General features: G+C 56.3%; 5 protein-coding genes. All 5 read right to left on the reverse strand.

The genetic code is table 11. The annotated features are described in order from the left end of the window. Positions 1-356 precede the first annotated feature (356 nt). Entirely contained in the window at positions 357-5,084 is a 4,728-nt protein-coding gene (locus AC6ESO_RS23435; protein ID WP_497093506.1) for a X2-like carbohydrate binding domain-containing protein, read from the reverse strand. 1,485 nt (positions 5,085-6,569) lie between these two features. Further along, the gene (locus AC6ESO_RS23440; RefSeq protein WP_497093507.1) at positions 6,570-8,276 is read right to left on the reverse strand and encodes a glycosyltransferase family 2 protein; all 1,707 of its coding nucleotides are present in this window, start codon (positions 8,274-8,276) and stop codon (positions 6,570-6,572) included. A 41-nt stretch (positions 8,277-8,317) separates the two neighbouring features. Next, the gene (locus AC6ESO_RS23445; RefSeq protein ID WP_497093508.1) at positions 8,318-10,066 is read right to left on the reverse strand and encodes a glycosyltransferase; all 1,749 of its coding nucleotides are present in this window, start codon (positions 10,064-10,066) and stop codon (positions 8,318-8,320) included. Then, positions 10,050-12,140: a glycosyltransferase gene (locus AC6ESO_RS23450; RefSeq protein ID WP_497093509.1), complete on the reverse strand. Its 2,091-nt coding sequence runs from the start codon at positions 12,138-12,140 to the stop codon at positions 10,050-10,052. The genes AC6ESO_RS23445 and AC6ESO_RS23450 overlap by 17 nt, the downstream gene beginning before the upstream one ends. Positions 12,141-12,164: 24 nt before the next feature. Further along, entirely contained in the window at positions 12,165-13,220 is a 1,056-nt protein-coding gene (locus tag AC6ESO_RS23455) for a DUF6385 domain-containing protein (RefSeq protein ID WP_497093510.1), read from the reverse strand. Between the last annotated feature and the right edge of the window lie 44 nt (positions 13,221-13,264).

Genomic DNA, 13,264 nt, shown 5'->3' on the forward strand with positions numbered 1-13,264 from the left:
TTGAAATTCTAACGAATCCCACAGGCCTTATTCACTTCAAAACCATCGATTTGAAAATCTAACGAACCCTACAGGCCTTATTCGGTCAAAAACCCGCGCAATTCTACCCATTTCGGCTAAATAAGACCTCTGTGGTTTGTTAGCATTTTAAAGATGCCTATTTCTCCAAAATAAGGCCTCCACGGTTCGTTAGCGTTGAGAGGGTGTGAGCACGAAATCATAAGCCGCGACACCATCGAGATTTGCAGCCACCTAAGTGTCGTCACGGCGACCCTCTCGATATAGATAATAAGGAAGCAGCCCGGATCGATGATCCGGGCTGCTTCCTTCATTTCATGCTTATGCCGAGCAGCAAATTATTTCGCGGCCTGCTCGCCGCCGCCTGTTCTTGGCTGGTATTGATGGCTGACCGAGGCTTCCTCGATATCGCCCGCAGCCCAATGATTATCCGGAACGTCCTTCCATGGGGAATGCGCGATTCCGTAAAGCGGGCCTCTGCCCAGTACGCGGTTTATGATGGTTACCGCTTCGGCGCGCGTGAGCGTGCTGCCCGGATGGAACGTACCGTCTGCATAACCTTTTAGATAGCCTGCGCTTTGAGCGGTCTTGATGGCCGCTTCGGCCCAGTGGCCGACCGTATCGGAATAACCTGCTCCTGCAACCTGGTTCTTCGGAGCGAAGCTCGCCGTGATCGCAGCCATCTCGGCACGGGTTACCGGCTGCTCCGGCTTGAAGCTGCCATCCGCATAACCGTGCATCGCTCCCATACGCGTCACTTTTGCAATCGCGTCGGCTGCCCAATATCCGGACTTCACGTCAGCGTACGCACGGCTGCTCTCTGTCTCGGACTGCGTGGAGATGCGCGACAGAATCGTTGCCAACTCTGCACGGGTGATGCTGCCGCTTGGCTTGAACAAACCGCCGTCGTAGCCCTTCACGTAAGGCGCATGTGAGAAAACAGGTGAATCGCCTGCGATCTTCATCAGCGCGAACGTACTGAACCTGTTCGTCGTAAATTGAATGCTGCGTACGCCGTTAATCGTCGTCAGCGTACCTTGCTTGAACTCAGTTGTGCCGTCGCTGTGTTCAATGTACACGCCAAGCCGCGCCAGATTCGCTTCGCTGATGGTTGCATCCTCGATCGGAAGGACAAGCGTGACCTCGCGATTTTGCAAATTCGTCTCGATTTCAACCGGATGACCAAGCAGCGTCGCTTGGCTGCCGCCGGCTGCCGCAATCACGATCTTCGCGCTATTCGCGCGTTTCTCGAGCTCCTTCCCTTTATCCGCTGCTTTCACAGGAACGAGGTTAAAGTAAGCATCGTCTTTGAAGTCCTTCAGCGAAGCGTTCGGAATTTGAACCGTTACGCCATTCGCCGCAAGCTTCACGCCGAGTGTGCTCTCCGAGAGCTGGCTAATCGTTTCTTTCGGCAGCGTGATGCTCGTTAAGGAGACTTCATCCTTCGATACCGGAACCGAGATAATGATAGATTTGTCGCCCGCGGTTTTGGCTTTGTCGATTAACGCTTTCGCGTTGTCGCCGGATAAGTTCACTTCATCCTTGACTGTACCGTCAGGCAGTGTCGAATGCACGACGTTGATTGCGCCCGGATCCGTGTATCCGCCGCCACCGCCACCGCCGCCGCCGACCGGACCAGGGGAACCGGAATTCGCGGAAATATTGAATTTGAGCGCATCGACAAGCATAAGCGCGCCAGATTTCTTAACGACTTTCAGCGTGTGAGCGCCGTCTGTCAGCGACGAGATGCTGAACAAGCTGATCATCGCGTTCCGGGTTGCCGAATTTGCGCTCACAGCCGCCTTCAGTTCGCCGTCAATAAAGACAGCCATGTTGCCTTGCTCCGGTCCTGTCGGGGACAACAGCTCGACCCCTGTGCCCGTGAACTGATATTGGAAGAAATCGTCGTTTGCTGCTGTCACGTGCACATCATTGGCATTGTCACCGGTGAATGCGAACGTCAGCTTCGTCGTACCGACCGGCTGAGCCGCCAAGTACGCCTTCTTAATCGTGACTTGATTTCCTGCAATGCTATAATCAGTGCCGTTCACGAGCGTGTACGCGCCGTTTGAGATTTCCTTCAGGCTGCCGATGCTGCCAAGAACGTTCACACTCACGTCGGCTTGCGCGGCGATGTTCTTGTCGAAATCGGCAACGGATACATCGATTAGATCTGTTAAACGCACTTTCAGCGCATCGAGCAGCATGAATTGGCCGGACTTCTTAACCGCCTTCAGCGTATGGATACCCGGTGTCAAACCCGATACCGTATAGACGGTCTGCTGCGGCTTGTTGCTCGCATTGGCTTCATACGTGCTGACCGTTTTGTCGAGTGCGCCATCGATGTAAATTTCCACATCGCCTTGGCCTTTATCAACCTCGGTAATGTACGAAATTCCCGTTCCGTTGAATGTATAAGTGAAGAAACCGCCGTTCGTTTCGAGATAGTGCACGTCTTTGTTATAGTCGTCAAACGGGCGGCCGGTGCTGCGGTTCCATGAGCCCGTAAATTTAATATCCGGGTTATCGTCGTTGATCATCGCATAGCGTCCGGGCGAAGATGAATTGATGACGTTGATGGCCAGCGTCTGCGGACTGCTCACGCTAAATGCAAAGGTCAGGTTGGTCACGCCGACCGATAGTTGCTGCAAATACGATTTTTTGATCGTCACGAGACCGTTTGCGATCGTGTAATCCGTCCCCTCCGTCAACGCATCTGCGCCGTTCTTGATCGCGGTCAGACTGTTGCCGCCGCCAAGCGTCAGCGTCGTCGTGACGTCGGCCTGGGCCGATGTTTTCAAATCGAAGGTCGCGGATAACGTGCTGAGCGAGGTACCCGTAACCGCGATCGATATCGACTGCGTATCGCCGCCGGCAAAGCCGAAATTCAGCACGGCCGATTGGCCGGAAGGCTGCTGCATGAGATAGCTTTGCTTGATCGTCACGTCGCTGCCGTTAATCGAATAATCGGTATTGGCTGCAAGCGGTGCCGCTCCGTTCTTGATGCCCGTCAGCGTGCTTGCTCCATACGGCAGATGGACCGTAATATCAGCAGGCACGTCCTTGCTGAAGCTGGATGCGGACGGCTGGTCAAGAAGTGAGTCCGTCGTGACCTTCAGCGCATCAAGGATAAAGTAATATTGGCCGTTGCCATTGCGTACGACGCGAATGGTATGCGCGCCCGGTGCCAGGTCGGTCTTGCTGAAGACGGCGTATTGGCCAGCCTGCGGCGTACCTTCGGTATCCACCGTTACAGCCGCATCGCCGTCGACATATACGTCCAGCTTGCCGTTGCTGCCGCCTTTCTCGGACCACAGCTCAATTCCGGTGCCGTTAAAGCTATACGTGATTTCGGGCTCTGTCCCATTATTGGGCTCACCGTAATGAACGTCGTTCATATAATCGGACAGTCCGTTCCTGCCGCTGCTATAGCCCCACTTGTTGGTATAGGAAATGGCCGGATCATTGTCGTTGAGTATGACCGTGTGCGATACTGCCGCAATGCCAACATCCGAAGTGGACGGCTGCGAATTGTCGCCATTATCCGCATCTTGCGTAATGTTCGCAATCGGGGCAGCGGACGAATCCGTTACAGCGATGGACAGATCCTCTGCATCGCCTGCCAGCTCTTTGCCGCCGTTGCGGGTCCATGTGCCCGTATAACGCATGCCCGTATCGTCGTCATTGACAAGCGAAGTTCCGGCCTGTGCCGTTACCTTAAACAATCGCGAAGCATGCGGCTCAAGCGTAACCGGACCGAAGCCTGTCTCAAAATTGCCCAAATCCTTATGCGCCCACAGATCACGGACGGAAGCAGCGCCAGTAAGGCCGATATCCTTCCAGTTCACGTTCACCGCGGCTGCCTTGTTGCCGAGATTGTACAATGCGACCGTATATGTGCCGTCACCGTTATTGGCATACCATACCTGCTGATTGGTAGACATGGATACCGGATGCGCCGGGTGGCCCGCCTGATTGACGGCGATAACCTCGTCGTTCGTCAGCAGCTCAAGTCCGTAATCATCCAGATTGCTGAGATCGTCACCGGTATAGAGCTGCGCGGAAGAAGCGGACCACAGCGTCATTGCCGTCTGCCGTTCGTCCTTCGTCAGCCCCGATGTCATCCCGTTGCCGATGTCGATGGAGTCGAAGTCGTTCCAGCCGCCGGGACCTGCATCCCGCCACCATAGCGCGGCATCCGGGAATAAGCGGGCAATGTTGGCCCACTGCGTCATGCCGATTTCGCGGTCGTAGGATTCAACATCCCAGTCTACGCGCCAGCCGTTTGCGTATTTCTTCCAGAAATCCACGTAGTTATGATCGAGGGCCCATGAAAGCTCGAACCAAATATGGCGTTTGCTAAGCGCCTCAGACCACGCTTTAACATCGTCCCGCGCGTCAATCGACGTGTCGTTATGGCCGGAACCCGGCGTAACGCTGTCGAACTTCACGAAGTCCACGCCCCACGCAACCAGCTGGTCCGCGACGGAATCGACGTATTTCTGCGCGCACGGATTGCTGAAATCAACCTTATAGCCCATGCCCCAGTAATCCGCAGTCTTGTGAGGCGTTACGGCGATATCGTTAACGAAACAATCCGTCGTGCCATAAACCGGAATCCGCGTAGGCGAATCAATGGCACCGGGAGAGATACCCGGGATCATGTAAATCCCGATTTTCTGCCCGTTGGCATGGACATACTTGACGAGATTCTCGAATCCGCCCGGATAGAGCGTCGTACTTGGAACCGGACGTCCATATTCGTCCATGCTGCCGTTCCAGCCGGCATCAATATTAATATAGTTATAACCGTGCGACTGCAGCTTCTCGTGCATCGCATCGGACATTTGCTTGATTTTCGCCTCGGAAACCCAATTTCCCGACGGACCATCATATACCTGCATGCTGTAGCTGCTCCAGCCCATGTACGGCTTCAACGCTAATCCATTGTCGGCTGCTTCCGCCACGTTGGCGTGCGGAGGCAAATAGCCGATCTGCGCGACGGCGATAATAGCTAAGAGAAGGCTCAGCCAGATTTTTCTTCGGCGCTGCAATTTGTTTTTCATTTCCTTCAGTCCCCTTTGTCATTAGAAAATAGGCTCTTGCTGCACCGACGGCATTCATCCGCGGTTATGTACGGCGAGCGGACGCTGCCATTCCCCCTTTCTCCCGATATGACACCTTGCATGAGCGACGACGACAACCGTGATAGCCAATCTGAAAGCGCTTTTATTGCTCGGTAAAAAAATCGCTGCCAAGCTTCCAGCAGCGGATAACGATCAGCTTAGCTTGTATGACAGCGCTTTCCACACGACCGATTATATAAGAACGGTTCACGGCGGAGATAGGTACACTTCCGTCTAAAACCGTACGAATTGTCCGATTACAGGGGTACAAATCATCCCCCGCAGGGCCTCATTTGCTGTTTTTGCGGTGGCTTTCACCCTCCGATCCTCATTCTCTACGGCTGACGAAACGCGCGGACGGCAGCGTATAGCCGTTGGCTGGCCGAGATTAAGCGATTCTCGGACAATCAGCAGCCGGCATATCGGGATGGGGGCGGCTTGTACAACGTGAATGCCGGAATCAAGCCATGCTTCGGCGCGGATTCAGGGCCATCGAGGGGCGATCGAGCAACTACCGAGAGTTTATGCTCCCTGTAAATCTAACGAACCGTAGGGGGCTTATTTGCTCTAAAATGTTTGTTTTGACATTCTAACGAACTCTACAGGCCTTATTTACTCCCTAACCCGTGCTTTTCTGCTATGTTTGGCTAAATAGGGCCTCTGTGGTTCGTTAGAATTTTGGAGGTGCTCATTTCCCCAAAATAAGGCCTCCACGGTTCGTTAGAGCCGCGAGGAGCTAGGGAGACGCTGAAGAGGTGACCGGGAAATCTGAAGGATGCTGCTGTAAAGTGACTGCGGGGGAACTTTCGAGGGATTGTCATTGGTGTCGAGAGAGTGTCGAGAGAGTGTCGAGCGACTGTCACCGAAACTATCGAGAGGCTGTTGAGCAAAAGTCACCAAGCGGCTGACGAGAATTTATGCTCCCTGTAAATCTAACGAACCGTAGGGGGCTTATTTACTCCAAAATGTTCATTTTGACATTCTAACGAACCCTACAGGCCTTATTTACTCCCTAACCCGTGCTTTTCTGCTAAGTTTGGCTAAATAAGGCCTCTGTGGTTCGTTAGAATTTTGGAGGTGCTCATTTCCCCAAAATAAGGCCTCCACGGTTCGTTAGAGCGGCGAGGAGCTAGGGAGACGCTGAAGAGGTGACCGGGAAACCTGAATGATGCTGCTGCAAAGTGACTGCGGGGGAACTATCGGGGGATTGTCGAGCGGCGATTGAGCGACTGGCATTGGGTAACTATCGAGAGAGTATCGACACCGAGAGACTTCAGACCATCACCGAGAGACTGCTGAGTGACTGTCGAGTGACTGGTACAGAGAAACTATCGAGAAACTGTAGAGCAATCGTCGTCACCAAGCGACTTCAGAGCGACTGCAAGCGACAGGTCCGCAGCCGGTTAACAAAACAACGGGCTGACTTTAGTTCGCAAGCACAGTGGTCCCAACCAGCAGCTCGAGCATTTCCTCGCTGCGAAGCTGGGGCAGCAGCTCCGCGCCGCAATATGCCCTCGCCCGTGCGGCAAATGCGGCGGCAAGCCCCGCCGCTGCAGCTCGCTGCTGCCATGGGCGCGCGCCCGCGACACCGGTCGCAGCGGCAAAACCATCCGCCGCTGCCCGCCAATCGCCGCCCAAGGCGGCGGTCCAACCATCGGCTAAGCAGCGCTGCGCCTCCGCCACCGGTGACCGCGCCGTCACAGCAGCCGGTCCGCCCCATGCCTCAAGCAAACCTAGCCCTTCGCCCTGCCAAGCGAGCCAGATACTTCTGAGCAGCGGCCTCACAGCAGCAACGGCACCGCCAAAGGCACCAGCAGCCGCACCCGAATGCCGATCCGCCTCACCTCGCCAGAGCGCCCCAATAGTCTCCATCTCATATTTGTCCAAACCGAGATCACTAAGTATGGCTTCCATCTCGCCTAATAGATACCGATCACCAGCCGCGGACGACCCGCTTTCTGAAGAGGCGTCCGTTAGCCATTCTAACGCTTGCCGCCAATGTCTCCGAATCGGGACATGCAGCAGTCCCAGCAGCACTAGCCGCCGCCAAGCCGGCCAGTAATCCGGCTTATGTGCAAGCGCCGATACATACGCCTGCGCCGCCTCCTCGAACCGATACAGCCGCTCCAGCGCAATGCCTCCCATATAGCGTGAGCGATACGTCCCTGCACCTTCGGCGGTCGAATAATAAGACGGTACCTCGCCTATAGATGACGCGGCTACCGCACATCCAAGCGCGGCCTCCGCGTCGTCGAGGTCAAGCAGCACCTCACCTCTGGCAGCATGCATATCCGCGAAATCCGGATAGCGCAGCGCTCCAACCTTAGCGTACCGCGCGGCTTCCCCCGATCGGCCTACAGCCCTGCACCCGTGGATGATTTTGAGCAGCAGATCGGAGCCATAACCTTGATCCTGCACAATGGCCGCATCCACAAGCGGTTCCAACCACGCCAGCGCCTCGCTGTACCTGCCGGCTGTAAATAACTCCGTTCCCGCCGCATAACGCAGAAGCGGATCGTTCGGTTCATTCGCTAAAGCAAGCGAAAGCAGCCGCCCATTACGAGCAAATTTCCTTCGCTCCGCAATAATTTCATCCCGATACCCTTCATGCCAAATTTCAATGCCGGAAGCAAGTCCAACACTCTCCTCGCCCCCGAGCTCGATCATGCTCGATGCCGCTTCTTCGTGGATAATACCGCGGAAACGAACCCGTTCATCCTTGCGAAATAGCCTGCATACCGCGTCCGTCACGACACTTATGGAGCCCGATCCCGAGCTGCCCCCTACCCAGCTATGCAGCTTGACGTAGTAACCCCACTTGGACGAGTCGGCAAGCAGGGCCGCCCACCTCTCCATCGAGGCGACCGCTAATCGTTCATCGGCGTCCAGCACCAGAATCCATGGCTGCCCAGCCGCGGCAAGCGAAATATTTCGAGCCGCGGCAAAATCGTCCTGCCACGCAGACCGCAGCACTTTGGCACCGCAAGCTTCCCCGATGGCAATCGTATCGTCCGTGGAGCCGGTATCTACCACGATCATTTCCGCGACATACGGTGCCGCAGAGCGCAGACAGTCCGCCAGAAATCGGCTCTCGTTCCGCACAATCATACACAGGGAAACGGGCAGCATCATCGCGCTCCTCCCGCTAAACGAATCTCGCCGCTCTACCATCGCTAATGATCACTCCCGGCCGGCAGCAGCAAGCGAATGCTCTGAGCAGCTTGTATTTGAGAAGAAGCATCACCCTGCTGCAGCCGGCTCAGGTGATAATCCGCAAGTCCGCACAGTGCCTGTACAGAAGCACGAATTCCCTTCTCAGAACCCGAGCCATCGAAAGCGGCAGGCGGTTTCACATCTAGGTATTGTCCGATTATGGACCTCACCTTTTCATTCACTTGCTCAGCTTGTAACGACGACTTCTCCCGATCCCGCAACATCTCACTGCTTCGCAGCAAAAGCGGCAGCCAACGAACCGCAGAATCCGGATACTGCTGCTGATCTCCAGCTTCATGTAGCCACGACGCAACAGCCGAAAGCTCCGCCGCGAACGCCGACCCCGTCACGGCCCCCTTATGGCCAAGCCCATTCTCCAGTAGCAAGCATGCCTCCGCCAATGCACGCCAAGGCATTAACACAGCACGTTCCTCGTCTGACGCCACCTCAAGCCGATAGTCCAGCCATTGCTGCAAGGCGCCGTAACAGCCGTGATTCAGCATGATACCCGCCAGCTTCGTCGCCGCCTGAGGTGAATCCACGATAAACCGTTCTTTTGCAAAAGCAGCCAGCTGCTCCGGCCCACTCGCAATGCGCATCATATGGCACAACCGCTGAAGCGGCAAAAGCAAGCTCCCCCGATACCGAACCGCTTCCGCATACCAATGGGCCGCTGTCTCGAAATCAAGCTCCGCTTCATGCATCGAGCCCAGCCAATAAGCGGATTGATACGAGCCCATCCCATCCTCCGTATGATACATCGCCGGCGCACGCCCGATATGAATAGCCGCTGCGAACGCTTCAGCCGCCCTGCGCCATTTGCCGAGCACTGCAAGACTTACCCCTTTGGCATGCCACAAGTCCGGGTAATCCGGATACCAGATCAAACTCTCCTCCAGCAGCGCCAACGCTTCCTGCCATTTTCGAAGAGCTTGCAAGCCATGAACTTCATGCTTCACAAGCAGATGTGCATAGCTTAATGATGCATAATCAATTCCTTCCCTTGCTCTGCGAAAAGCACCAACCGCTTCCTCCACTTCACCGCCGCGAAAATATTCCACGCCAAGGTTATACCAATTAAACCGATTATCCGGATCTTCCTTGATCGCTTGCTCCAGCAGCTTGCGGTTGCGTTGCAGTTTGTTTTTGGCAGCGACGACTTCTCGTTTATACCCATAGTGATGAATAATGACATCGCTGATATGAAACCTCGCCTGCGGCGTATGCTGCGTAATCGGACCGGCAATCTGCTCATGAATGCGTCCCTCGAATCGGTAACGCGGGTCGTTGCGAAACATGCGCAGCACAGGATTGATAGTCGCACCTTCACTCCGGCCGTCGCTCATGTAATTCCAGATGTTCAGAAAAAAGCCCGTAATCTCCGGCTCCAGCGCAAGCAGACGAAGCTGCCTGCCGGTTGCCTCGTCCAGCTCTTCATCCGCATCGAGAAATAACACCCACTCGCCTTGGGCGCGGCCCAACCCCTTATTGCGTGCAGCTGCAAAATCCCCCGTCCACTCGCTGCGCACAACAATCGCACCATACTTCCGCGCAATGGCAACCGTAGTGTCCGTCGATCCCGTATCCACGACGATTATTTGATCTACGACACCTTGCACGCTTTGCAGGCAGCGCGGCAAATCCCGGGCCTCGTCTTTGACAATCATGCACAGTGTAATTAAAGGCTTCGATTTAACCGGCTTGGACATGAGCCCGCCTCCTTTGTGCGGCGCTGAACCGCGTCCGCCAGCCTGCTACCTGCACACGGGTCAACGCCGTACCGATTTGCTCCAAATCCGAATGCGGCCAGCCGCCGCCAAATTGCTGCGATTGCGAGGAAGCAGCAGCGGCCCATGGCAGCAGCGCTTCCCTGGCCAGCGACAATGAACAGGCAGCTGCGCCAAACCGCGCCCGCTCCGGTGCCGCACCATGCCGCAGCGCCTGCTCGAATAAGGACAACGCCTCGCCGTACAGCTGTTTCCCATAGAGAATTTCACCTAAGCAAAATAACTCCGTTGCCCGCAGCTGCCTGCTCTCCATAGCAGATAGCAGCAAACCAGCCGCCGCATGGGTATAACCGTTCAGGTATAACCGTTCCGCATACCCTTCCCGCAGCTCGGACCCGGCTTCTTTCAGCTTGCCTGCCAATGGCAGCATGCCAAGCTGAAGCGCACGCTCCAGCAGCAGACTCGCAATATCAGCCCGCAGGGACAATCCGCTGACTGTTCCCGCCAGGAACCCATCCATTGCAAGCAGCATCGCTTCCAGCTGCTGCACCTCAGAATCCGCGCTGCCATGAAGCAAGCTGCGCAGCTCCTCATGGAGTGCCCCACCTTCAGTCCAGCAGCAAAGTGCCGCATCCACGCAAAGCTCTAACCAGTACGGCTCCGTCGATGACAGCAAAGGTTGCTGCTGCCCGCCTTCCTCGCTCGCGCCATCCGCGACCCCGAGCGCTCCCAGCAGCACCGCCCGCGCTTCGCCCGCGTGTCCGGCGCCGGACAAACACGCCGCGTACTCGCGCGCGTCCGAGGGCGCGAGCGGCTGCGCCGCGCGCCATAGCGGCAGTGCGGCGGCATACGCGCCTATGCCGCCAAGCACCCGGGCCTGCAGCGCCAAATCCCCCGGCGCCGCAAGCCCCACACTCGAAGCCAGCGCTGCGCGTATGGCTTCATCGCGCTCGCCCGCGGCCTGCTGCTGCTCCGCCCAGCCGGCCAGGGCAGGGCCAAACCGCGGCGCCTCACGGGCGGCCGCCGCATACAAGCGCTGCGCGCTATCGCCCCGGCCGAGCGCCGCCTCGGCCGCGGCCAAACCGCAGCGGGCGCGATACGTCCCCGCGCCCGCCTCTGCCACATACCGGGCGGAGGCAGACCCCGCCGCCCCCGCTTCCAGCGCCGCCTCGTAGGCGCTGCGCGCTTCCATGACGCGCCGCTGGCGCATCAGGCTGTCGCCGTAGAGCAGGTGCACGTCAGGGTAGTCCGCATAGCGGTCGACCTCACGATGCAGCAGCGCGGCAGCTCCGCCGGCATCATCCAGCGCAAGCAGCGCCTTCGCCCAGTCCCGGATCAGCACGGGGCGATACGGCGCTTCTGCGCGCGCAAACAAATAAGCCAAAGAGAACGCCGTGCAAGCATCCTTTGGCTTATGCAATTGGCAAAGCGTAACGCCTTTGTTATAAAGGTGAAACGGATCATCCGGCTGCAGCTGCAGCGCTTTTTCGATAAGTCGTAAATTGCGCTCCGCCTTCCCCTTACGTGCAATGATTTCAGGCATGTACCCGTCATGCTCCAAAGTCAGCCTGCAAAGTTGTCCGTCAACGGCAGTGGGACTTGAGCCCGGGTGGACAAGCTGCTCATGAATAACGCCTTGATAACGCAATCCACGATCCGCCCGGAATAGCCTCACGGCTTCGTGGCTGACCGTCTCTCCGGTCTCGCCGCCGAACCGATTCTCAATCGTCACGCGGTAAGCATCCGTATGGGCTGCGCGCAGCAGCTCCCGAAGGTCTGTCCGCTGCACACCCGCTCTAAGATACTCATCCGCATCCAGGACAAGCACCCATATCGTACGAGCCGCATCCAGCCCGGCATTACGGGCCGCAGCAAAATCATCCTCCCACGCCTGATGAATAACCCGTGCCCCGTACGTTTCCGCAATAGCGGCCGTACGATCCACAGAGCCGGTGTCCGTAACGATGATTTCGTCTGCAAGCCCCTGCACGCTTCGAAGACAGCGTCCAAGAACGTCCTCTTCGTTGCAAGCGAGGACATGAATGCCGAGCAGCATGCGATCACACTCCCGTTCGTTGCATTAAGTGCCTTGGCCGTTAAAGAATACATCGATCGTCGTTGGATTTCCGGCAGATGCTGATTTGTAGGCCAACCGCGTATATTTGAGGAACCGCTGCGGCACTAGGACATCTACGCTGCCTACGGAAATCCCTGTCGACGTATCGACATCCGCGTACCAGTTGGAACCGTCAGCGCTGATTTCCACGCGTGCATCGGCTTTATTAGGTCCACGGTTGTACACGAAGAACGAATACGTGCCAAGCACGCTGGTTGTCACAGCATTCAGCGCCGTATAGGCAGTTGCCGTTGTAAGCAGCGGATTGGACAGCTCCATGAAGCTCTTCTGCGAAATCGAGGTCACGCTGCTCAGTGTACCTGCTGTAATCGTCGCTCCCATTACGCTGGTGATCGTACCGTTAAGCAGGTTCGTCAATGTCCCGGCTGTAATCGTTGCTCCAAGCACGCTAGTGATCGTACCGTTTAACAGGTTGGTCAGTGTTCCAGCCGTGATCGTTGCGCCCATCACACTCGTGATTGTACCGTTAAGCAGGTTCGTCAGCGTTCCGGCTGTGATCGTCGCTCCCATTACACTCGTGATCGTACCGTTTAACAGGTTCGTCAATGTGGTCAATGTTCCCGCCGTGATTGTCGCTCCCATTACGCTTGTAATCGTGCCGTTAAGCAGGTTCGTCAGCGTTCCGGCTGTAATCGTTGCCCCTAGCACGCTGGTGATCGTACCATCTAACAGGTTGTTGATCGTTCCGGCCGTAATCGTCGCTCCCATCACGCTGGTGATCGTACCGTTTAACAGGTTCGTCAATGTTCCAGCCGTAATCGTCGCTCCCATTACACTCGTGATCGTACCGTTTAACAGGTTATCAATGGTACCCACCGAAACCGTTCCGCCCGAGATGGTGACCCCGGAGATACTGCTGATGGTACCGTCCAAAATAATATTCAGTATATGACCGGCCGAATCGGTTGCTACCGCTCTCGCGGTTTCAGTGTCATCATGACCAAATATCAGCGTCCGGAGGTTGTCCGGATTCGGGTTAAAGCTTGAAAAGTTCGGCATCGCTGTTCACTCTTTCTTTTCCCAAAATTACCTGCAGCGCTTTC

The sequence above is a fragment of the Paenibacillus rhizoryzae genome (genome assembly GCF_059686995.1).

Excerpts from the sequence above, each read along its gene's own strand:
- AC6ESO_RS23440 (WP_497093507.1), bottom strand. The coding sequence starts at position 8,276 with ATGATGCTGCCCGTTTCCCTGTGTATGATTGTGCGGAACGAGAGCCGA.
- AC6ESO_RS23455 (WP_497093510.1), bottom strand. The coding sequence starts at position 13,220 with ATGCCGAACTTTTCAAGCTTTAACCCGAATCCGGACAACCTCCGGACG.
- AC6ESO_RS23435 (WP_497093506.1), bottom strand. The coding sequence starts at position 5,084 with ATGAAAAACAAATTGCAGCGCCGAAGAAAAATCTGGCTGAGCCTTCTC.
- AC6ESO_RS23445 (WP_497093508.1), bottom strand. The coding sequence starts at position 10,066 with ATGTCCAAGCCGGTTAAATCGAAGCCTTTAATTACACTGTGCATGATT.
- AC6ESO_RS23450 (WP_497093509.1), bottom strand. The coding sequence starts at position 12,140 with ATGCTGCTCGGCATTCATGTCCTCGCTTGCAACGAAGAGGACGTTCTT.